Origin of the sequence: Mesorhizobium sp. B2-1-3A, assembly GCF_006442655.1 — a bacterium.
Classification (GTDB): Bacteria; Pseudomonadota; Alphaproteobacteria; order Rhizobiales; family Rhizobiaceae; genus Mesorhizobium.
This window is the reverse complement of the sequence record NZ_VFWK01000013.1, coordinates 17,420-40,096: the sequence shown is the minus strand read 5'-3', so window position 1 is coordinate 40,096 and position 22,677 is coordinate 17,420. Positions and strand designations below refer to the sequence as shown.

Here is a 22,677-nt window from a genome sequence, read left to right as displayed (position 1 = left end):
CCATGTCGGACATCGAAGCCATCGTGCGCGGCAGGCACGGCAACCCCTTTGCCGTTCTTGGCATGCACGCGAAGGGCGCAGGCCCGGTGCGTGTGAACGCGTTTATCCCTCCGGCGGCCGAGGTAACTGTGATCGACCAAACCGGGGCCGCAGTGGCTGCCCTGGAACGGGTGCATCCGGAGGGGTTCTTTTCCGGTGTCGTGCCGAACCGAACCGACCCATTCTCCTACAGGCTGAGGCTGTCGGCTGGAGCTCAATCTTGGGAGATAGACGATCCTTACAGTTTCCCGCCGGTACTGGGCGAGCTTGATGACTATCTGGTCGCCGAAGGGCGGCATCTCGAACTCTATCACAAGCTTGGAGCTCAGCCCATCCAACATGAGGGTGTCGAGGGCGTGGTTTTCTGTGTTTGGGCGCCTAACGCCAGGCGGGTCAGCGTGGTGGGCGAGTTCAATGCCTGGGACGGACGCCGGCACCCTATGCGCAAGCGCATCGGCGTCGGTTTGTGGGAACTTTTCCTCCCCGGTCTCAAACGCGGTGAACTATACAAATACGAGATCGTGGGTGTTCATGGCGAGGTGCTCCCGCTAAAGGCGGACCCGCTGTCATTTGCCCAGCAGGCACCCCCGGAAACCGCCTCGATCGTGCGTGGACCGGTCCGCCACCAATGGGACGACCAAGACTGGCTGTCCGTGCGATCGGCCAGACAGTCGCGCTCCGCTCCGATATCTATCTACGAGGTACATCTGGGGAGCTGGCGTCGGGGCTTGGGCGGAGAAATCCTGGACTATGACGCCCTTGCGCAATCCCTGGTCACTTACGTGCTCGACATGGGCTTCACTCATGTCGAACTGATGCCGGTGACCGAACATCCCTTCTCCGGCTCATGGGGTTACCAGCCTATCGGCCTGTTTGCTCCCACCCGCCGCTTCGGCCCGCCAGAAGGGTTCGCGTCGCTGGTCGACCGCCTTCATGGCGCCGGCATTGGGGTGATCGTCGACTGGGTCCCGGCGCATTTTCCGTCTGACGCCCACGGTCTGGTCCGTTTCGACGGAACCGCGCTTTACGAGCACGAGGATCCCCGCCTCGGCTTCCACCATGACTGGAACACGCTGATCTACAATTTTGGGCGGCTTGAGGTGGCGAACTTCCTCAAGGCAAGCGCCCTGTACTGGATCGAGCATCTTCATGTCGACGCCCTGCGCGTCGATGCGGTGGCCTCGATGCTTTACCTCGACTACAGCCGAAAGCCAGGCGAGTGGCTGCCCAACCGCTACGGGGGCAACGAGAACCTCGATGCCGTCTCATTCCTGCGTGAGGTCAATGCTCTGATCGGCGAAGGTCAAAACGGTGCCGTCACCATCGCTGAAGAATCGACGGCCTGGCCGCATGTCAGCGCGCCGACTGAGCAGGGCGGCCTGGGCTTCGCCTACAAATGGAACATGGGCTGGATGCACGACACGCTGGCCTATATGAGCCTCGACCCACTCTACCGCAAATATCACCACCACAAGATGACCTTCGGGCTGGTATACGCCTGGTCCGAAAACTTCGTGCTGCCGCTGTCGCATGACGAGGTGGTCCACGGAAAGGGTTCGCTGCTCGGCAAGATGCCCGGCGACCGTTGGCAGAAGTTCGCCAATTTGCGCGCCTATTTCGGCTTCATGTGGGGACACCCGGGCAAGAAACTGCTCTTCATGGGTGGCGAGTTTGGCCAGGAACGCGAGTGGAACCACGATCGGTCGCTGGACTGGCACCTGCTCGATGATCCGTTGCACGCGGGTGTGCAACGACTGGTCCGTGATCTGAACGGCGTCTACCGTTCGCTTGCGGCGCTGCATGAACGCGACACCGATCCCGCCGGCTTTGAATGGATAGAGGCCGACGACACCGAGAACAGCGTCTATTCCTTCATCCGCAAAGCCGCGAACGAAGTGGTTCTGGTGGTTTCCAACATGACGCCGGTGGTGCGCCAAGGCTACACGGTGGGGGTGCCGATGGGCGGGCGCTGGCGCGAGATAATCAACAGCGATGCGGGAACCTATGGCGGCTCGGGCGTTGTGACAGGGGTTGCCGATGCCTCGCCAGGAAGCTGGCACAACCAGCCGTTCTCATTGTCGTTGACCCTGCCGCCCCTTGCAACAGTCTATCTAGAGCCAGAACCCAGGAACCATGAAAACTGACTCGCGTGTTTTGTCTGGCATGCCCTACCCACTTGGCGCCCATTGGGATGGTTCGGGCGTTAACTTTGCCCTGTTTTCGGCCAATGCCACCCGGGTCGAACTCTGCCTGTTCGACCGCAGCGGCCGGCGCGAACTAGAGCGCATCGCCTTGCCTGAATACACGGACGAGGTCTGGCACGGATACTTTCCCGACGTGCGGCCAGGACAGTTCTACGGCTACAGGGTTCATGGACCCTATGAACCGCAAGCAGGTCACCGCTTCAACCCCAACAAGCTGCTGCTCGACCCATACGCCTTGCAACTGAACGGCGACATGCGTTGGCACGACTCGGCCTTCGGATACCGGGTGGGCAGCAACCGCGAGGACCTGTCCTTTGACCGCCGGGACTCTGCCTTCGTGATGCCCAAATGCGTCGTGGTCGATCCCGCGGTGACCTGGGGAGCGGACCGGCAGCCTTGCACGGGGTGGGCGCAAACCGTGATTTACGAGGCCCACGTGAAGGGCATGACGGCATTGGATGAGCGTCTTCCGCCACAGCTGCGGGGCACGTTCGCAGGACTGGCCGATCCGCGTGTGGTCGATCATCTCGTCAAACTGGGTATCACCGCAGTCGAACTGATGCCGATCCAATCCTTCTTCGACGACCGGCACCTCATCCAACGTGGCCTCACCAACTACTGGGGTTACAACACGATCGGCTTTTTCGCTCCAGCGGCCCGCTACATTTCGCCCGGTAGCGACATTCACGAATTCAAGCTGCTGGTCCGCCGCCTGCATGAGGCAGGCATCGAGGTCATCATGGATGTCGTCTATAATCACACGGCCGAGGGTAACCACATGGGGCCGACGTTGTCGTTCCGCGGCATCGACAACGCCAGCTACTACGTGCTCGGCGATGACCCTCGCTACTATTTCGATACGACCGGATGCGGCAACAACGTGAACTTGCGCCATTCGCGCGTTCTGCAAATGGTGATGGACTCACTGCGCTACTGGGCAGACGACTGCCATGTCGACGGCTTCCGGTTTGATCTGGCAAGCACGCTCGGGCGTGACCGTTCAACTTTTGACCACCATGCGGTCTTCTTCGAAGCGGTTCGCCAAGACCCTGTGCTGCAGAGAGTGAAGCTAATTGCGGAACCGTGGGACACAGGCCCCGACGGTTATCAGGTCGGCAATTTCCCGCCCGGCTGGGCGGAGTGGAACGACAGCTACCGCGACACGAACCGAGCCTTTTGGAAGGGCGACGAAAGCCGCCTGCCTGATCTGGCAAGCAAACTGCTGGGCTCATCGGATCGCTTTGACAAACGTGGAAGACGACCATGGGCAACGGTCAACTTCGTCACGGCACACGATGGCTTCACGCTCGCCGATGTCGTCAGTTTCAACGAGAAACACAATGAAGCCAATGGTGAGGAAAATCGCGACGGCCATTCCAACAATCTGAGCTGGAACTGCGGCGTCGAGGGTCCAACCGAGGACGCCGGGGTGCTCGACCTGCGCGACCGGATGCGCCGCAGCCTGGCGGCGACGCTGCTTGTGTCACAAGGCACGCCAATGATCCTGATGGGCGACGAAATCGGGCGCAGCCAGTCCGGCAACAACAATTCCTATTGCCAGGACAACGAGATGAACTGGTTTCGGTGGAGCGGGATTGGCGATCGCGATGGTGCTTTCAAGGAGTATCTCGCCGCGCTTATCCGGATCCGGCGTTCCAGACCATTGCTACGTCAGCCCTATTATCTGCATGCCGACGCCGCTCGCGCCACAGACCTCCTCTACGTCAAATGGCTGCGTCCCGACGGGGAGGAAATTACGACGGCCGACTGGCAACAGCCTGACACGCGTTGCGTAGGGATGCTCCTGCGCGGCAGCAAGGAGCAGTTGATGGTCTTGTTGAACGCTCATCACCAGGACGTACAGTTCCGTCTCGCCGAGAGCCTGGCGGAAGCCTGGACGGTCTTGGTCGACACCGGGGTAGGAATCGCAAGCGAGCGGGGTGTCGAAGCTGCGCAACAGGACACCTATCTGTTGGGCGCGCGCAGCCTCGGCTTGTTGGAGAGCCGGTCATGAGCATTCGCCAGTCATCGCTGGACACAGTCGAAGCGCGCGCCTTTCCGAAGGCCTGGGGCTCGGAGTTTGTACGTGCCGGCGAGGTGAGGTTCCGCGTGTGGGCGCCGGGGGCCGACACGCTCATGCTCAGGCTGGACGATGTCGAAACCCCGATGTCACGGGATGCGGAAGGCTGGTTCGAGCTCCTGGCGACCGGAGTGCCGGTTGGAGCGGCTTATTGCTTTGTTCTGCCGGATGGGCGCCGTGTCCCCGATCCGGCCTCTCGAGCCCAGGCTAGCGATGTTCACGGCCCATCTCTGGTGATTGACCCGACGAGCTACAGCTGGAGCGACGCCGACTGGGCCGCGCGGGCTTGGGAAAGCGCTGTCATATACGAACTGCATGTCGGCACCTTCACCCCGCAGGGGACCTTTGCCGCGGCGGCGACACGCCTGCAACACCTCGTTGATCTTGGCATCACCGCCATCGAGATCATGCCGGTTGCGCATTTTGCCGGTCGGCGCGGGTGGGGGTATGACGGGGTGCTTCTCTACGCGCCGCACCCGGCTTACGGCTCTCCCGATGCCATGAAGGCCTTCATCGACGCAGCTCACGGCCACGGACTGATGGTGTTCCTCGACGTCGTCTACAATCACTTCGGACCTGAGGGTAACTACCTGCCTTTGTTGGCCCCGGATTTCTTCGATCCATCGCGCCACACTCCATGGGGAGCTGCCATTGCCTATGAGAAGGCACCGGTCAGGCAGTTCTTCACCGAGAATGCGCTCTACTGGCTTGAGGAATTCCACCTCGATGGTCTTCGCTTCGATGCCATCGACCAGATCAAGGATCCGAACTCAGCAACGGAGATACTGCTCGAGATCGCGCAACGGATCCGGGAGGAATATCCAGAACGCGAAATCCACCTGACCACGGAAGACAACAGGAACGTGGTCTATCTGCATGAGCGGGACGGGCGCCGCAGGGTCTTGAACTTCACCGGCGAGTGGAACGACGACTTCCACAACGCCGCCCATGTTGTAGCGACGGGCGAAACCGACGGTTATTACGAGGACTTCGCGGATCAGCCGGTGCGCCACCTTGGTCGGGTGCTTGCCGAAGGATTTGCCTACCAAGGTGAGCCTTCAAAGCATACGGACGGCCAGCTCCGTGGCGTGCCAAGCGGTCATCAACCTACCACAGCCTTTATCGATTTCCTGCAAAACCACGATCAGATCGGCAACCGGGCAATGGGGGAGCGGCTTTCGGTGCTAAGTGTCGAGAGGATGCGCAAAGTCCTTGGCGCGATGCTTCTGCTATCGCCGCATATCCCGCTTATGTTCATGGGCGAGGAGTGGGGCGAGACCAATCCATTCCTTTTCTTCACGGACTACCAGGGCCCGCTGGCCGACGCAGTGCGCGAAGGGCGACGCCGCGAGTTCGCGAAATTTGGAGCCTTCAGGGGCAGCGGCGGCGAGCAAATTCCAGATCCGAACGAGGCGTCTACATTTGAAAGCTCCAGGCTGGACTGGGATAAGGTGCTCGGGTCAGGGGCGGGGTGGCTTGAGTTTACACGCCAGCTTCTGTCGCTGCGCCACAGCGCGATCGTGCCGCTGCTGACCGGGAATGTCGGCACAGGAGAGATCCTTGCCACAAATGAGGGTGCAATCGCGGTCGATTGGTCTTTCGGGACTGAAACCCTGTCGCTTCGCGCCAATCTTTCAGCGGAGGACCGTCCGTTGCCGGCCGCGGGACACGTTGTTGTGTTCGACGAACCCAGCGGTGCGGCCGAATTGCTTGCGCAAGGCTCACTGCCTTCTTTTTCGATCGTTGTCGCGCGGACCTCGCGCGGGAAAGGCGCCAGTTCATGATGCCCGCTGGTCTGGATGAACTGGCGCGACGGTACGGGGTCGATGCTCATGACAGGCAAAGAGCCGAGACGTCCGGTTCGATATCCAAAATCCTGGCGGCACTCGGCGTTGACGCAAGCTCACAGGAGGCGATTGCCGCCTCGTTGAGCCGATCACAGGGTCGCGAACCACCCGTCCTGCGCCCAGCCGAAGATGCAAAGTGCTATTTGCCCTCCTGGCTGGAGCAGGGTCGTGCGTGGGGAATATCCGTCCAGCTGTACGAACTTCGCTCGCGCCGCAACTGGGGCATTGGCGACTTCGCCGACCTCGCGCTTATGTGCCAGATCGCGGCAGCTGCGGGTGCCGACTTTGTCGGGACCAATCCGCTACACGCACTGTTTGTTTCAGACCCCGCCCGATGCAGTCCGTTCTCACCGTCCAATCGCCTGTTCCTGAATCCCCTCTACATAGCGGTCGACCAGGTTCCGGGATATTCTCCTCAAGACGAAGATGCAGGCGCGACGGCTTCTCTTCGGGAACTGCCTGAGGTCGACTACGTCCGCGTTGCAGAGCTGAAGATCAGGGTCCTGCATGATCTATGGCGGCGATGGAAAGCCACGCAACCTGGGCTCCCGCCTTTTTCGCAGCAGGATTTTGTCGAGTTTCGCGATCGTCATGGCGCGTCGCTGCATGGCCACGCCGTTTTCGAAGCGCTCAGCGTTAGCATGGTCGCTGCCAACCACGGCAGCGGGTGGAACGGGTGGCCGCGGGAGTTTCATCACCCTGAGAGTGCTTCGGTGCGTCGCTTCGCTCGCGAGAACCGTGACGAAGTCTCCTTCCATGCTTGGCTACAGTGGATTGCCGACGCGCAGCTTGCCCAATGCGCCTCGATTGCCCGACGCGCCGGCATGAGGATCGGCATCTACCTCGACTTCGCGGTGGGCGAGGTTCGCGACGGGTCGGGCAATTGGACCGATCCGGAGATTTCGGTTGCCGGGATGAGCATCGGTGCGCCACCCGATATGTTCAGCGCCACCGGCCAGGACTGGGGGCTTGCGCCGCTATCGCCGATCGCGCTCGAGCGCTCCGGATATGACGCCTTCAGGCGGACCAATAAGGCTTTGATGCGAAATGCCGGTGCTTTGCGCATTGACCATGCGATGTCCCTTTGGCAGCTTTTCTTCGTACCCGAAGGCAGCCCAACGGCAGAGGGAGCCTATGTCCGCTACCCGCTGGCGCAGCTTCTGGCGATCCTGGCGGAGCAGTCGTTGCTGTTTCGCACCATTGTGATCGGCGAAGATCTCGGGACCGTGCCACACGGTTTCAGGGACGTCATGCGTGCGGCCAGGATATTGTCATACCGCATCCTCTACTTCGAAAAAGCGGGTTCCGCCTTTGTCAGCTCGGGCGACTATCCCAGGCTGGCATTGGCTTGCTTATCCACGCATGACATGCCCGCGTTGGGGGGATGGTGGCGTGGCGATGATATCGAGCTGCGGCTGAAGCATGAACTGATAGGACAGCAAGCTGCCGCGGCGCAGCGCGAGGAGAGGGCGTGGGATCGAAGTGAACTGATTGCCACCTTCCAAGAAAACGGCTTGCTGCGGCAAGGAGAGCTTTCCCCTGGGCAGTGTGGCTCTAGCGAGCCGTCTTCGTTTCCCCCAGCTTTTGCGGTTGCGGCCCACCGCTTCATCGCGGGTACGCCTAGCGTGCTCGCCAGCGCTCGACTCAGTGATCTTACAGGCGAGAGTCGACAGACCAATTTGCCCGGCACTGTCGACAGTTACCCCAACTGGCGGATCAAATCGTCCGTGTCTCTGGAAGATCTTGCCTCGACGGAACTCTTCCGCGCCATCACCGACGCCATGGCCGCCGAAAGACCGAGACCAGTATGAAGACACCTCACGCGACCTACCGTCTGCAGTTTCGAAACGGCATGGACTTCGATCGCGCGGTCAAACTGGTGCCGTATCTGCAGCGGCTCGGCATCAGCCACCTTTATGCCTCGCCTGTATTCACGGCAGCACCGAATTCGACTCACGGCTACGATGTGACCGATCACAATGAGATCGAGCCGGCCCTTGGGGGGAGGCCGGGATTGGAACGCCTTATTGCCGCATTAAAAGGAGCGGGAATGGGGCTTTTGCTGGACATCGTCCCTAACCACATGGCGGCCTCACTTGAAAATGCCTGGTGGAGAGATGTGGTCGAGTGGGGCGGGCAGAGCCCCTACCACCGACATTTCGACATAGATTGGCGGGAGCGGCTGACGCTGCCTGTCCTGGGCCGAGCTTATGAGGATGTGCTGGCAGCGGGCGAGCTGTCCTTTCAACTCGATCGGCGGCGCGGTGCACTGTCGCTTGCCTATTTCGACAACCTGCTGCCGCTTACGCCATCAAGCTATGGGATGGTCCTGTCAGGTCTGAAGAGTGACCTCGCAACGCAAATGATGGCAATCGCCGGCAAGGCATCGGCCGAGCAGAGTGCAGCCTTCCACGAGGAAATTTACCGATCGTTAGCTGAAACGGAGCAGGCGAGCGAGCTCGAACAGGAGCTTAAAAACCTGTCCAGGGATGTTCACGTTCTGGATGCCGTCCATGGCTTGCAGCCGTGGCGGCTTGTTTTCTGGAAGGATGCTCGCAGGCACCTCAGCTATCGGCGGTTCTTCGAGGTCACCGGACTGGTCGGCGTCAGGGTGGAAGAGCCGCGCATTTTCGACGATGTTCACCGCCTCACGCTCGAGCTCGTCAAATCGGGTTTGGTGGACGGGCTGCGTATCGACCATGTCGATGGGCTTGCCGACCCCGCAGCCTATCTGGCCCGCCTTCGCCTCGAGGGAGGGCCCGACATGCTTTTTGTGGTCGAAAAAATTCTCGCCAGGGATGAAACCTTGCCGGCCGACTGGCCGGTTGCCGGCACCACGGGTTACGAGTTCATCGCCAGCATGGCCGACATTTCAATTGACTGCGGGGGTTTGGCTCGGCTCGACAAATTCTACGACCTGCATTCCGGCAGGCGCGATCTTCCGCAGGAAATGCGTGCCGCGAAACGGCAGATGATTGCTGACAATTTCCTGACCGAACTGACGGCGCTGGTGTCCGTGGCGCAAAGTGCGGCTGCGGCCGCGCCTGGCGCAGAAGCAATCCGGGCGGCGCTCATCGAACTCATCGCAGCCTTTCCGGTCTACCGGACCTATGGCACCGACGAGGGGTTGCCTGGGCGTGATCGGCAAATGCTGACGCGGGTGTTGGCCGACGCCCGGCGCGCGGGCGGCCAGGACGTTGCTGCTGCTCTCGAGTTTATCGAGCGCCTGTTGATGGGAGCTGTGCCGGGATCTGCCCTGGCTACAGCCGCCACGTTCAGGAGACGCTTCCAACAACTGACCGGGCCGGTCACCGCAAAGGCGGTCGAAGACACCGTATTCTATCGCTGCAACAAACTGATCGCGGTGAACGAGGTCGGGTGCGACCCCGCTTGTGTCGGCGCTTCGCTCGATGAGGTACACAGCCGGTTCTCGATGCCGCGGCAATTCCCGCCAGATGGATTGCTTGCCACCGCAACTCACGACACCAAGCGCGGCGAGGACGCGCGTGCGCGACTTTACGCGCTGAGCGAAGCGCCGGAAGTCTGGGCGCAGGCCATTGCGCGATGGCGCAGCATGCACGCCGGGGAGGTCAAACACCTGGCGGATGGTCCGGCGCCAGAGCCCGACACGGAGTGGCTTTTGTATCAATCTCTGGCTGGAATTTGGCCAATCGGCGATGAGCGCTTGAGCTCTCGCGAGCTCGAAGAACTCTCGAGACGCTTTGTGGGCTATGTCGAAAAAGCCCTCCGAGAGGCGAAGTTGCGTACGGACTGGGCGAGTGTCAACGAGGCCTACGAGAGTGCGGTCAAGCAGTACGCCACCAGGCTGCTGGCACCCGAAAACACGGGCTTCCTGAGCGACTTTGCCGCGACGGTGCGACCGTTCATACGAGCTGGCGTTCTTAACAGCCTCGCACAAACGCTGGTCAAAATGACGGTCCCGGGGATACCCGACTTTTACCAAGGCGCCGAGACCTGGGACCTGAGCCTTGTGGATCCGGACAACCGACGTTCCGTCGACTTCTCGGCGCTCGACAGTCAGCTGTCTGAACCTTCGCCCGGCCCGCTTGAGGGGAACGGCGTTGAGGCAAGCAAGCAGGCACTGATCAAAAGGGCGCTGACGTTCCGCTCCAGCCATCAGGACTTGTTTGCCCGCGGCTCCTATATGCCTGTCCAAGTGACGGGCCAGCGAAGCGAGCATCTCTTCGCTTTTGCACGCAACCTGGGAGAGCAGACCGTGATCGTAATCGTGCCCAGGCTCATGTTTTCAGTGTGCAAGAATGGTCGGTTCGCGGATGCAGCCTTCTGGGGAGATACGGAAATTTGCCGACCCCCCGGCTTAGCTCATACCAACCTGAAAGACCTGCTCACCGGGTCTGTGTGGACGGGGGCACTTTCGGCCGCTTCGGTCCTGGAGCGGTTTCCGTTGGCTATCCTCGTTTAGAACTTCGGCCTCAGCTTCATTGGTGTATTCTCGCCCACGCCTGGGAGCGGGGCGACACTTTTACCCGCTCCGTCGCGCAGGGCATGTAGGATCGACCGTCACCAGGCCGCCCACGGAGTGCCGCCCTCCACTGCCCGTTCGTCGGTTTCATGTGGATAGCCAAATGATGACCACGCGACGCCACCCCGAACCGCCATCGGCTAATCGAACGTTTGGCGCGAAGTTGGGTGACGCCGTTTTGTCGCGCGAATTTCAATCTCGCGTTCATCGTCAGCAGAGACCCGGGATCTGTTCACTAAAATCAGGCTTGCTTTTGTCGGTTGCCATTGGCGTCTCCGCGATTTCGGGATCAACGCGTCGTCGGCGCAGTCGTTGCATAAGCGGTGTGGAAAGCGCATCGAGAGATCGCCCGCCGTTGAGGCGGGCTGGCAATGAGAGCAGAGTGATTGCAATTGAGCAGCACCTGGCATCTGAGCACCCGTACGACGTCAAGATCGAGCAGCATTCTGTGACTGCCAATCGGGTCCCATCAGATACCAGCCCGCCGTGTCGGTGAAGCTCCAAGGGCGAGCGCTTACCGCCATAGCAATTGTCGCAAGCAGGATCAGCAACATCGTCGAAGGTCGCATCATGGTGTAAGTGGCGTTGCACACTACTTTGGCAAGTCGGTAGGCGTGAGCAGGCCGGGGAAAGATAAAGTTGCGAGTCTGTAAGGACCGCTGTTAGCGGTGCATTGGGTCTGGTTCGTCGCTCCCAAAGGTCAGCTGGGCCGCAATTGAGAGCTGGCGAGCGCGGTTAAGCTCCTGCACTTCACTCGGAGGCACTGTGGAAGAGTTGTCTATCCCCACCTTAGGAATCATCCTGCTTACGGCCTCGCTGGTCGCCATGATTTCGAGGCGCCTGCGGCTGTCTTACAGTGTCGGCTTGGTTGTAGCGGGCATTGCACTGAGTTTCCTGCCGGGCGTCGCCGAGCTCCCTCTCAGCCGTGATCTGATTTTTACCGTGTTCCTGCCGCCGCTGATCTTTCAGGCAGCGCTGGAGATCGAGTGGCGCCGCTTCAGATTAGATCTTCCCGTGACAGCACTGCTCGCTTTTCCAGGGGTTGCGATCGCAGCTGCGGCCGTGGCTGGGGGCATGCATCTGCTGCTTGGCTGGAGTTGGATTGGGGCAAGCCTGTTCGGTGTGTTGATCGCCGCCACAGATCCGGTATCGGTGCTGGCGGCCTTCAAGGAGATGAAAGTGCAAGCCCGCCTCAGTCTGCTGGTTGAGTCCGAAAGCCTGCTCAACGACGGGCAGCCGCGGTGGGTTTTGCAATTCTCATCTCTGTGGCTGCTGGCGCCAGCGCAACCCCGTTAGCCATAGCGTCGTCATTTGGCTGGACGGTAGCGGGCGGTGTGGCCGTGGGCGCGGCTGTGGCAGCGTTGCTTCTTCTGATCGCGGGGCGAACTGAAGATCACTTGGTCGAGATCACATTGACGACGATTGCTGCCTACGGCTCCTTCCTCGCCGGTGAGAAACTCGGCATGTCGGGTGTACTGGCGACGCTGACCGCCGGCCTGCTGGTCGGAAACGTCGGCTGGAAGGGCGCGATCTCCGCCAATGCACGAAGCCACGTGCTCGCCTTTTGGACCTACGCGGCGTTCCTGGCGAACTCGATTGTGTTCATTCTGATCGGCGGCCATGAAGCTCACCAGCCATCGGGGATCTTTTCCGCAAGCTCGCTGATTGCTGTCGTGCTCGTGCTCCTTGGCCGGGCGCTGGCTATCTACCCGCTCTGTGCCCTGCTCAGCGGGACCTCACTCCAGGTCGACGTCAAGTACCAGCATATTCTGGTCTGGGGAGGACTGCGAGGCTCGCTCGCACTGGCGCTGGCCCTCGCGCTGCCGCATGGGATCCCCGAGCGCGGGGAAATCATCGTCACGGCATTTGCCGTCGTGGCGTTTTCGATCTTCGTCCAGGGCCTCACGATGCCTTGGCTCATCCGGCGAATGGGGCTGACAATTCGTGAATGAGAGGTCGCGCAACAAATACCTCTCGCAAGGTCCTGTACAGCCCGCCGCCGTCCAAAAGCGCGCAGCAACACTAGGGTGTTGATTTCCACTGAGAAGTGACCCGGCATTTCCACCGAGAAGTGACCCGCCTGTCATGTATGTTTCGGTTCGGGGTTTACGGTCAAGGTTCTGGCTTTCTCCTTCGCTTTTTTGGGCTCGTGTGCGGAGCTGTTTTTGAATCGGAAGCTATCGTTTCCGGTTTCCAGGATGTGGCAATGATGGGTCAGCCGGTCGAGTAGCGCGGTTGTCATCTTGGCATCGCCGAAGACGCTGGCCCATTCGCTGAAGCTGAGGTTGGTGGTGATAATGACGCTTGTGCGTTCGTATAGCTTGCTCAGCAGATGGAAGAGCAATGCTCCACCTGATGCACTGAACGGCAGATAGCCAAGTTCGTCCAGGACGACGAGATCAGAATGCACGAGGCGATTGGCGATCTGGCCGGACCTTCCCTGTGCCTTCTCCTGTTCCAGCGCATTGACCAACTCGACAGTCGAGAAGAAGAGAACCCGTTTGTGATGATGCTCGATGGCCTGCACGCCGAGAGCGGTCGCAATATGGGTTTTGCCTGTTCCAGGGCCGCCGACGAGCACGATGTTGTTGGCTTCGTCGACGAACTCGCAACGATGAAGTTGCCGCACCAGTGCCTCGTTTACCTAGCTGCTGGCGAAGTCAAAACTGGTCGGTCGGGAACACTCGGCAACGTGCGGGTTAGCCCGACTTCACAAAGGTCACGGCTTTGGACGTCATATCGGGGCGTGCCCTCCCCGGCTCCCTATATCGCAGCGGTACGCGATGTACGGAAACCGCTGTAGCCTGCATCCGACCACGCCTGTGCTTGGGGTGACCGGTCCCCGCCGGGACCCTCATTTGCCCACCACTCGAGCTCGGTCTGGGCTGTTTTAGGCAGCGGAGCCATCTTATCCAATTGTTGAAACGTGACGACAACTTCTGGGGTGCCCAAGGTGGTCAAGAATTTGCGCCACCCGTCATACTTTGACATCCGCGTCCTCCTGTTCTGCAGCCTTCGCAAAAGGCAAACCCCGGCGCGCGCATATTACAGCTTCAGCTTTTCCTTAAGCGCGTCGATCCGTTTTGATGCCTCGGCCTTATCGCCCCCGTGCTTCGCACCCCACTCCGCCCACTCTCATTAGGGCGCAGTGTAGGGCGCGCTATTTCTGCGGAGCGCGTACCTCAGCCTCTTCCGCCCGAACCTCACCGGCAGGCGACGAGCGTTCGTCGGGGTCATTGTAGAGGTCGGCAACAGCCTGGTCCTGACGCACCTTCTCGGGGAGCGAAGACCGTCTACGCTTAAGGAGCGCGTAGATGAGGATTGCGGCTAGTATAAAAGGCCCCAAAATGGTGAGGCTCCAAATGCTCTGTGAATGGAACATCATTTCTCTCCTTCGCGGTTCTAACCTGAAGGACGAGGGAACGTTCCCTAGGTGCCGGATGCCGTTTCCGCTTTAACCTGCTCCGCATGCTCGGTGGCAATGGCGAGCAGCGTTTCTGCGGTTTCCGTCGCCGACCATCCTTTAGAAATTGCGGACGATACCAAGGCCGCGAAAGCGGCCTCCAAGGCGACCAAGCAGTTCACATTACGGTCAGGACAATCCTCCGACACGATGGGCGGGGTAACTTCTGCGGTTTGGGACATGCAAAGCAATCGGCGAAACAGGGAAAGGTTCCAGTTATTGGCACCGTGGCTTCGCCACCCGCAACCGCCCACCCAAGTGGTGCCCGGCGAGGCAGGAGGTTTCGCAACCTCTTGCCAAGACAAAGGCAAGCATCTAGCCCATCGGTTGAGATGCGATGAAACAGTTTAGACAGGCCGACGCCGGCGCTTCAGGCGGTGCCGAGTAGACGTCCGCCTATGACCGGCAACCGGAGGATGACCGGCTATGGCGTCGCTTTAGCAGCGTCCTGTTCTGATGCGGAACGCTTTCTTCGCGCCCGCACCCCATCCGCAGCCGTTCTGGACGTCGCCCTTGAAGATGGGAATGCGTCGAGGTTGCGAAGGCCCGCGTTGAGGAGCGTGCCATTCGTCGTCCAACAGGTTCGCACGCGGTTGATCGGCGCGATGCTTTCTCGGCTGGGATCCTCGTGAGCAAGCCGGCCGGTGCCGAAGAAATCGTCCACCCTGTTCGGTCGCAGCTGCGCTAAGTCCGTTGCAAGATGCACGGAACATCTGTTCGGAACCGAAGTTCGGATGGCGCTTGGTGAAGACGATCCCTTGATGAGCCAAGCACAGCAGGGGCCCGTCACTGACTCAGGCCGGTGACGGGCCTTCGGTATTCTCAACGTACGCTGCCGACCGGGCGTGGATCAGGCAGACAACATTTTCGTTCCAGCAACCGGAGGAAATCGTGCGCGACCAATCTCTTTGCTATCTGGAGGCGCTCATTGCTACGCTTTCCCCAAGCGGCTTCGCACAGCCCGTCGCCAAGCTCTATCGGGACTGTGTCTCCGAGTTTACAGACAGGGTGACGACCGATGTGCTGGGCAATGTGAGCGCATCCTGAATCTGGAAGCCGGCTTTCGCGTCATGTACGCTGGGCACATGGATGAAGTTGGCTTCATTGTTCATTACATTGACGAGAATGGCTTTCTATTTTTCAACACGATCGGTGGCACCGACGTCCACTGAAATCGGCCAAAGAGTTTGGGTTCACGGTGCGGAGCGCGTTGCGGGCGTGATCGGCCGCAAGGCCATACAGACGTTCAAATTGTCCGACAGCAGCCAGACGCCCAGCTTGAAGGACCTGTGGATCGATATTGGTGCCACGTCGCGGCAAGAGGCGGAAAAAGGGTGAACATTGGGAGCCCGGTGACCCTAAATGCAAGCTTCACAATTCTCCAAGGTGATCGCGCGATGGCACGCGCTTTCGACAACAAGGCCGGGCTCTTCATCGGCGCCGAAATCGTCAGGCGGCTCAAAGGGGAGGGCGGTCTGCATCCCGATGTGGGCGTTTACGTCTTGGGGACCGTTCAGGAGGAAATAGGCTCCAGGGGGGCCCAGACAGCAGCCTTCAATCTCGCACCGCATGTGGCCGTTGCCGTGGACATGGGAGTGGCGGTGGATTATCCGCTCGCCAGGCCTGAGGATCAAGGTCAACTGGATCTCGGCAAAGGCCCAGCGATTTCGCAGGGCCCAAACACCAACCCGGTTGTGTTCAACCTTCTTAAAGGAGCCGCGGATCCTTATCAGATACAGGCCTACGGAGACAAAAGCCCAACCGACGCCCGTCTCCTGCAAACCAACCGCGGAGGTGCGGCCACGGGGCTCCTGTCCGTTCCTCTACGCTATATGCACACCCCATCCGAGGTTTTGTGTCTCGCCGACGTCGAAGCGACCATCGAACTGGTGTGCGCGTTTTGCCGCGATGTGCGACCCGACACGGATTTCACCCCATAGGGCCATGGGTCTCGCGGTTCGGCCACCCGAGGCAGGCATCGGCAGCCCACCATGCTGCGCGAATGATGTCCGATCGAGATCGAACGCGACTGCTCGGCCCTGCCTGACTGCTATTGCCGCCACTCGGCGAACTCTAAATCAGTGTGCTCGCAAAACGCACAGTTCCTGATCATGGTGATCGCATCCCGGGTCGACACGACGGAGGCCCGCCTGCGGGAGTTCACGAAGGCTTCCGCGACCTCCGCAAAAATAGATGACGTGCGGTCGGAGTTGCTTGGCACGATTGCACCTCTGTACGTCTTGTGTGAATGGTGGCTCTCCTTTCGCCGCCGCTCCAGAAACCCTGCTTTTGAGGCGCGGCCGGTATCTGCGGGGGGCTTTTTCGGCTGCTGTGTTCAACCGCACATGGCCGAGGTCTTCAGCGTTCAGATCTTGCCACAGCAACGATCATACCAGCCAACTCTGAGCTTGTTTGCGATGGCTGCTCCAGGAAGTTTCGCCCTGCCACCGGACAGTCCGCCCGTAGCGCTTTCGAGAAGGTGCGGCCGCATGGCTGGCGCGATACCGAAGCGGCCTTTGTGAAAATCCCTAGCTGGTCCGCGAAGCGGGCGCCGGCCGCGTCAACCGTATCGTGCTTGCTCTGCAGGCCGCCGCGCCGATCGTTTCGTCGAACGCTGGCAAAAGCTCGACCGTATGGGACAGGAGCAATATCGGACTGGCGACATGTCGGGCTACAAGTCAACGCGCACGGCAATGTCCGACATGGCCAAGAGTCTTGAACGCGATCCACAGCTTGAATCGCTACTGGCAAACCGCAAACGCGCTCTTCGAGCCGCCGCACATCCGAACTCCCGACTTCGGCCCGACCATGGCGAGGAAAGCTATCGCGGGAGCGGAAAGCTCGACGGCATGGCGACGATCATCACCGGTGGGGATTCGGGCATCGGCCGCGCCGTCGCGATCGCCTTTGCGCGGGAAGGCGCGGATGTTCTCATCGCGTACCTCAATGAAGACGACGACCCGCGCGACACCGCGCGTTGGGCCGAGAAGGCCGGCCGCAAGGCGGTGCTCATGCCGGGCGACGTCTCCGAGGAAGCCCATTGCAAGGCGATCGTCGACCGCGCCGTCGCGGAGTTCGGCCGGCTTGACATACTGGTCAACAACGCCGCCCACCAGGCCACGATCGACAGCATCGAGGAGCTCAGCTCGGAGGAGTGGGACCTGACGTTCCGCACCAAGGCGGCCATACCGCACATGAAGGAGGGCGCCAGCATCATCAACACCGCTGCCATCCAGGCCGCCAAGCCGTCGCCGCAGCTGCTTGCCTATGCGACCACCAAGGGCGCCATCGCGAATTTCACCATCGGCCTCGCCCAGATGGTCGCGGAGCGGGGAATCCGGGTGAATGCCGTCGCGCCCGGGCTGGTCTGGACGCCGCTGATCCGTCGACGATGCCCCGGAAAAGGTGGAGCAGTTCGGGAAGAAAACGCCGCTCGGCAGGCCGGGCAATCCCGCCGAACTGGCCGGCGCCTATGTCCTGCTTGCCTCGCGGGAGGGAAGCTACATGACCGGTGCGGTCATCCCCGCAACCGGTGGCAATCCCATGTGATCCGGAGACGCAACCTGGACACCGCCTGCAGCCAGCCTCGCTTCGAGCGGGCTGAAATGCTGCAGGATCAAAGGCCACGGACGCCTTTCTCCCGGGTAGCACTGGTCGTCGTGATCTGTGCCGTCATCGTGACGGTATTCTTCATCGGATTCGAGTATTCGAAGCCAGATCAAGGCGCCCTGATCGTCCCGGGAGGATCGCAGCAGGCACAGTAAGCGTCGTATGGGCGCGACTGCCGGTCAGTGGCGGCCCGCCCCGAACGTGCGTATCGGTCGGCGGCTGACCTCACGCCTCGTCGGCAGCTCGGCTCCCAAGATTGCCGAAGTGGTGTTGGTAGAGCCTTCCATAGGCGCGGGCGGAATGTCTCCAGTCAGCCGGCCGCCGCATTGCCGCGCGTCTCATCCGGTTCAGCCGAGGCATCGAGTCGTAGACGTCCAGCGCCCGTGCGACGCCCTCCATCAGTCCCTCCGGCGAGGGCTCGCGAAACAGCAAGCCGTTGACCCCGTCCTCGATCGTGTCGGCGAGCCCGCCCGTCTGATGGGCGACCGGCAGGGAGCCGTAGCGCTGGGCATACATCTGGCTCAGGCCGCACGGCTCGAAACGCGACGGCATCAGCAGGAAATCGCTTCCGGCGTAAAGCTGGCGCGCTTCGCCCTCGTCGAACCCGACGCGCACCGCAACGTCTCCGGGATGGCGTTGCGACAGTTCGTACAGGGCGGATTCGAACTTGCCGTCGCCTTGTCCGATCACCGCGATCTGTCCGCCTTGCTCGACCAGCCTGTCCGCCGCCTCGATCACCAGGTCGATGCCCTTCTGATGCACCAGCCGCGAGATGATGGCGAACAACGGCCCGCGCGAAACCCGCAGCTGGAAGAGGTCCCGGGCTTCGGCCGTGTTGCGCTGCCGCCCGCTCAGATCGTGCTCGTCGAATGGGTGCGCCAGGGACGGGTCGGTGCGCGGCTCCCAGCTTTCATCGATGCCGTTCAACACACCCGACAGTCGTCCCTGATCCGCCCGCACGCGCAGCAGCCCGTCGAGGCCGCATCCCAATTCCGGCGTGGTGATCTCGCGGGCATAGGTCGAACTCACTGTGGTCACGTGAGATGCGTAGTATATGCCGGCCTTCAGGAAAGAGATGCGGCCATGGAACTCCGCGCCGTCGATCTGGAACGCATGGTCGGGAAAGGCGAGGTCGGGCATGCGTTCGGGACCGAACAAGCCCTGATAGGCCAGATTGTGGATCGTGAGAATGGAGGGCACCGGCCTGTTGTTCCAGGCCAGGTAGGCCGGCGCCAGGGCCGCGGTCCAGTCATTGGCGTGCAGAAGGTCGGGCCGCCAATCGAAGCCGGCAACAGTGCCCGCCGCGATTTCGGCCGCCGCCAGTGCGAGCCTTGCGAAACGGATGTCGTTGTCGAACCAGTCAATTCCCTGGCTATCGCCATAAGGGCTTCCCTCGCGGTCATAGAGCTCGGGACAAAGCAGCGCATAGACGATCAGCCCGTCGCTCAGCTCGCATTTGCCGATCTCACAGCCGGGGAGCCCCGCCGCTGCAGGGATACGTGCGACGATTGTGAATTGACGGCCGCGGGTGACCTGCTGGTACCCCGGCAAGAGCACCCGTACGTCTGTGGTCTGCCGCAAGGCGCGCGGCAGCGCTGCCGAGACGTCTCCCAAACCACCCGTCTTGACGAAGTCGGTAAACTCCGAGGTCACGAACAGCACTTTGGGCAGGATGTCGTCGAGGAGGCCGAACGAACCCGGTTTCCGCTTTCCCTGCTGTTTCGACCGGCGCTGCAGGGAACGGGGAAGCGGCTTCATGTAATTCCTCCGGTGTGCGAGCGACGGTCCGCCTGCTTCGTGCTCGCCCGAACGTCCGCCCAGCCTCCTTGTTCCCTGCCTGGCCAAGACTTTGTCACGCGGGCTCGGCGCATGAGCCTGCTGGTTTTTTTGCAGCCCGGCATCTGAGGAATTCCGGTGCCGTCAGGCGCGCCCTTGCGGGCGCGGCGAAGGCGCGGCGCGCGACAGAATTCGAAATTTGCCGAGGGAACTTGGTTGGGCGACCGAGGTTCTGTGTCTGCTAAGAAGGAGACAAGAATGGCTGACGAGAACGCACCGTCCGGGCGCGACGCGGACACAGACTAGAGGATCCGTGCCCGGGCCTATCGGCTATGGGATGAAGCGGGGCAACCCGACGGCAGGCATGACGATCATTGGGAGCAGGCAGTCCGGGAAATCAAAGCCGAAGACAACCAGCAGAAGGGCGACGGCATGGCGGCCGGCAGCGAGACCGGTATTGCCACGGACCTGCAGCCAGCGGCACCATTCCTTCCAATATTCCCGGCGCGATGATCGGAAGCATCGGAACCGGCGACGGAAGCACAGCTGCTAGCACGGCTGGCTCCGCCAGGAAAGGTCCCCGCCGCTAGCCCGCTGCTAGCCCCGCCGTTAGCCAAGTGTCCAACCGATCTGGACGCAGTTTCAGGACATGCAGGCAATGCCTCGTCCCAGGGTGAGATGAATGTCGAGATTCGGCACCGCTCGACGGTGTTGAAAGTCAATGTCGACAGTTCGAAGAAAAAAGCGACCGGCGTAACTGGACGCCATGGGGCGCGAGCTCGAGCAGCCCGCCGGGCTGGTCATCCTGGCTGCGTTCGGGCTCTGGAACACGCATCTGATGCTGCTGTCGGGCATCGGCAAGGCCTACAATCCGCGGAACCGCAAAGGGTGGTCGGGCGCAACTTCTCCTACCAGATGAACAGCGGCGGGACCGGCTTCTTCGACGAGAAGACTCATTTCAATCCGTTCATGGGCGCCGGCGCGCTCGGCATGTCGTTCGATGACTACAATGGCGGCAACTACGACTTCGCCAAGCTTGGCTTCATCGGCGGGGCGGCATCGCAGTCGACCGGCAACGACACAAGCCCCGGTGCGGGCAGCGCGGTAGGTGTGCCGGGCACCGAAGTGAATGGCGGCAGCGGCGCGGGAATGAGCGGCATCGGAGCGACCAGCACCAGTTCGTCCGCGACGGCACCAAGCCGGACGCCCCCAAGAAACTTGCGCCAACTCTTGCCGACTGTCCCAACCCCCACGATACCGACGCGGGCGGCGCCTGCTGGTACGGGCTCGACTGCCAGGTCAATGGCATCCGGCAAATGGCTTTCCCGCGCTTCGCGCGGCGGCCGCTACTCCTTGAGCTTGCGGTCTAGTTCATCCAGCAGCGATCGGTGTTCCGCCGGCAGGTCGGCGTCTGTCGGCAGGTCGAGCAACTGGCGGAGCTGGCGCCGGTTGGCGTCCGACGAGATCCACTGGCGTATGAGTCCGGCCGCCGCCTTCTGTCGCGCGTTGCTTATTTCTGGCATCCCGGGGGACCTAAGCTTGTGAGACGGTCGAACTCGATGGCTGTCCGATGGTTCCCGGCTGCTGCGAACGAAGTTTTCCCGCCGATGCATTTCCCTGACCGAGCCAAATTTACGGTGGGCTGAAACAAACAGCTTTGTTGTCAGTTCTGGCGTCCGAAGCACCGGCTCCGCGTGATGCGACCGACGCTATTTGGCAGGAGATCCAGCAATGTCTCACGATCTGCAAAGACGATTTGCCACGCGCGTCCTGGCGGCCGCGCTGATGCTTGCGACGACCGGCATGGCGCCCGTCAGGGCAGAGGATACGCCCACCGACTTCACAGCGATCATCCAGCAGAAACTGCCGGCCGTGGTCGCGATCACGACCCGGGAGGTCGTGCAGGACCCGACGACGCCGGACGATTCCGCAAACCCGTTCGATGGCCAGGGCCTGGGGCCCGGCCAGCCGCAGGTAAGGGAGGCGCTTGGCTCCGGCTTCGTGATCAGTCCCGAAGGCTATATCGTCACCAACAACCATGTCGTTGCCGATGCGACCGAGATCCATGTCGTGTTTTCCGACAAGGAAACGGCGCCCGCGCGGCTGATCGGCCGCGATCCCGCCACCGACATAGCGGTGCTGAAGGTCGACCCGCGGCCCAACATGACCACGACGACCTGGGGTGACTCGGATGCGATGCAGCCGGGCGCCTGGACCATCGCGATCGGCAGTCCGTTCGGGCTCGGAGGGACCGTGACCGTCGGCGTGCTTTCGGCGCGCTCGCGCGACATCCAAGCCGGACCGTACGACGATTTCCTGCAGACCGACGCCTCGATCAATCGAGGCAATTCAGGCGGACCTCTGTTCAACGCGCGCGGCGAGGTGATCGGCGTCAATACGGCGATTGTCTCGCCGTCGGGCGGCAGCATCGGCATCGGCTTTGCGGTGCCGTCCCGCACAGCGCAGAACATCGCCGACCAGTTGATCCGGACCGGCCGGATCGAGCGCGGCTTCATCGGCGTGCGCCTGCAGGAAATCACGCCGTCGCTCGCCGAGGCGCTCGGGATGACAGATGAAAAGGGCGCGCTGGTTGCATCGGTCGAGCCCAAAAGCCCGGCCGAGAAGGCCGGCCTGAAGCCGGGTGACGTGATCACAAGTTTCAACGGCAAGGGCGTTCAGGGTGTCCACGACCTGACACTTGCGACGGCAAGCCAGAAGCCTGGCAGCAAGGCGACGCTGACACTGAGCAAGGGCGGCAAGGATCGGGAGGTCGCGCTTGTGATCGGTGAGCGCAACGATCCGGAGGTCAAGACAGGTGCCGCGCCCGACAAGAGTTCTGCGGCGGAAAGCCTCGGTCTGTCGCTCAGCCCCATTCCGGACCAGGCGCGTCAGCAACTCGGGATCAAACCGGGCACCACCGGCGTGTTCGTCATGGAGGTTGTACCCGATGGCCTTGCGGCCCAGAGCGGACTGCAGCCTGGCGATGTCATCGTGTCGGCCAACGATCGCCCCGTCACCGAGCCGTCGGACATTGTCGAGGAGTGGACGAAGTCTCGCCGGCAAAGCAAGCCAATCCTGTTTCGGCTGGAAAGGCAGGGACAGTCGGTGTTCGTCGCTGTCGCCGGGAAATGACGTCGCGTTGTTCGCGATGTGAA

The 22,677-nt window shown here is 61.5% G+C and carries 14 protein-coding genes and 4 pseudogenes; 13 read left to right on the top strand and 5 right to left on the bottom strand.

From position 1 onward, the window contains the following. Nucleotides 1-2 precede the first annotated feature (2 nt). The 6 genes and pseudogenes from glgB to FJ977_RS36845 all read left to right on the top strand — a co-directional run bounded on the left by glgB (nucleotide 3) and on the right by FJ977_RS36845 (nucleotide 12,626). Nucleotides 3-2,183 (top strand): 1,4-alpha-glucan branching protein GlgB, encoded by a 2,181-nt coding sequence (glgB, locus tag FJ977_RS34805; protein ID WP_140777212.1) that lies wholly within the window; start codon nucleotides 3-5, stop codon nucleotides 2,181-2,183. Then, entirely contained in the window at nucleotides 2,173-4,257 is a 2,085-nt protein-coding gene (glgX, locus tag FJ977_RS34800) for a glycogen debranching protein GlgX (RefSeq protein ID WP_140777185.1), read from the top strand. Before glgB ends, glgX begins: the two co-directional genes overlap by 11 nt. After that, a complete protein-coding gene (gene treZ, locus FJ977_RS34795) occupies nucleotides 4,254-6,107 on the top strand; it encodes a malto-oligosyltrehalose trehalohydrolase (protein WP_140777183.1) in 1,854 nt (617 codons plus the stop codon). The genes glgX and treZ overlap by 4 nt, the downstream gene beginning before the upstream one ends. Then, complete coding sequence (gene malQ, locus FJ977_RS34790; RefSeq protein ID WP_140777181.1) at nucleotides 6,104-7,981, top strand: 4-alpha-glucanotransferase; 1,878 nt, start codon at nucleotides 6,104-6,106, stop codon at nucleotides 7,979-7,981. Before treZ ends, malQ begins: the two co-directional genes overlap by 4 nt. Next, nucleotides 7,978-10,614 (top strand): malto-oligosyltrehalose synthase, encoded by a 2,637-nt coding sequence (treY, locus tag FJ977_RS34785; RefSeq protein ID WP_140777179.1) that lies wholly within the window; start codon nucleotides 7,978-7,980, stop codon nucleotides 10,612-10,614. Before malQ ends, treY begins: the two co-directional genes overlap by 4 nt. An 885-nt stretch (nucleotides 10,615-11,499) precedes the next feature. Continuing rightward, nucleotides 11,500-12,626 (top strand): annotated as a pseudogene (locus FJ977_RS36845) (cation:proton antiporter). Nucleotides 12,627-12,757: 131 nt separating this feature from the next. Here the strand turns inward: FJ977_RS36845 and istB are convergent. After that, nucleotides 12,758-13,339 (bottom strand): annotated as a pseudogene (istB, locus tag FJ977_RS34775) (IS21-like element helper ATPase IstB); the annotation flags it as partial. 764 nt (nucleotides 13,340-14,103) lie between these two features. Next, nucleotides 14,104-14,319: a hypothetical protein gene (locus FJ977_RS34770; protein ID WP_140777177.1), complete on the bottom strand. Its 216-nt coding sequence runs from the start codon at nucleotides 14,317-14,319 to the stop codon at nucleotides 14,104-14,106. 888 nt (nucleotides 14,320-15,207) lie between these two features. Here FJ977_RS34770 and FJ977_RS36740 point away from each other — a divergent pair. The 5 genes and pseudogenes from FJ977_RS36740 to FJ977_RS34760 all read left to right on the top strand — a co-directional run bounded on the left by FJ977_RS36740 (nucleotide 15,208) and on the right by FJ977_RS34760 (nucleotide 17,686). Then, nucleotides 15,208-15,309: a hypothetical protein gene (locus FJ977_RS36740; RefSeq protein ID WP_348643261.1), complete on the top strand. Its 102-nt coding sequence runs from the start codon at nucleotides 15,208-15,210 to the stop codon at nucleotides 15,307-15,309. Further along, entirely contained in the window at nucleotides 15,263-15,475 is a 213-nt protein-coding gene (locus FJ977_RS36735; protein ID WP_348643260.1) for a hypothetical protein, read from the top strand. Before FJ977_RS36740 ends, FJ977_RS36735 begins: the two co-directional genes overlap by 47 nt. Beyond that, nucleotides 15,427-16,077: a M20/M25/M40 family metallo-hydrolase gene (locus FJ977_RS34765; RefSeq protein WP_348643259.1), complete on the top strand. Its 651-nt coding sequence runs from the start codon at nucleotides 15,427-15,429 to the stop codon at nucleotides 16,075-16,077. The genes FJ977_RS36735 and FJ977_RS34765 overlap by 49 nt, the downstream gene beginning before the upstream one ends. Nucleotides 16,078-16,589: 512 nt before the next feature. Beyond that, a pseudogene (locus tag FJ977_RS36840) lies at nucleotides 16,590-16,899 on the top strand (Ti-type conjugative transfer relaxase TraA); the annotation flags it as partial. Nucleotides 16,900-16,986: 87 nt separating this feature from the next. After that, a pseudogene (locus tag FJ977_RS34760) lies at nucleotides 16,987-17,686 on the top strand (SDR family oxidoreductase). A 285-nt stretch (nucleotides 17,687-17,971) separates the two neighbouring features. Here FJ977_RS34760 and glgA read toward each other — a convergent pair. Continuing rightward, complete coding sequence (gene glgA / locus FJ977_RS34755) at nucleotides 17,972-19,504, bottom strand: glycogen synthase GlgA (protein WP_140777175.1); 1,533 nt, start codon at nucleotides 19,502-19,504, stop codon at nucleotides 17,972-17,974. Between the two features lie 784 nt (nucleotides 19,505-20,288). Here glgA and FJ977_RS36075 point away from each other — a divergent pair. After that, entirely contained in the window at nucleotides 20,289-20,441 is a 153-nt protein-coding gene (locus FJ977_RS36075; protein ID WP_181180166.1) for a hypothetical protein, read from the top strand. A 100-nt stretch (nucleotides 20,442-20,541) separates the two neighbouring features. Here the strand turns inward: FJ977_RS36075 and FJ977_RS34745 are convergent, their stop codons facing one another. Beyond that, complete coding sequence (locus tag FJ977_RS34745; protein ID WP_140777173.1) at nucleotides 20,542-20,838, bottom strand: hypothetical protein; 297 nt, start codon at nucleotides 20,836-20,838, stop codon at nucleotides 20,542-20,544. 30 nt (nucleotides 20,839-20,868) lie between these two features. Further along, complete coding sequence (locus FJ977_RS36070; RefSeq protein WP_181180165.1) at nucleotides 20,869-21,045, bottom strand: hypothetical protein; 177 nt, start codon at nucleotides 21,043-21,045, stop codon at nucleotides 20,869-20,871. 208 nt (nucleotides 21,046-21,253) lie between these two features. On the opposite strand from FJ977_RS36070, the gene FJ977_RS34740 reads away from it, so the two are divergent. Further along, nucleotides 21,254-22,654: a Do family serine endopeptidase gene (locus tag FJ977_RS34740; protein ID WP_140777171.1), complete on the top strand. Its 1,401-nt coding sequence runs from the start codon at nucleotides 21,254-21,256 to the stop codon at nucleotides 22,652-22,654. The last annotated feature ends 23 nt before the right edge of the window (nucleotides 22,655-22,677 follow it).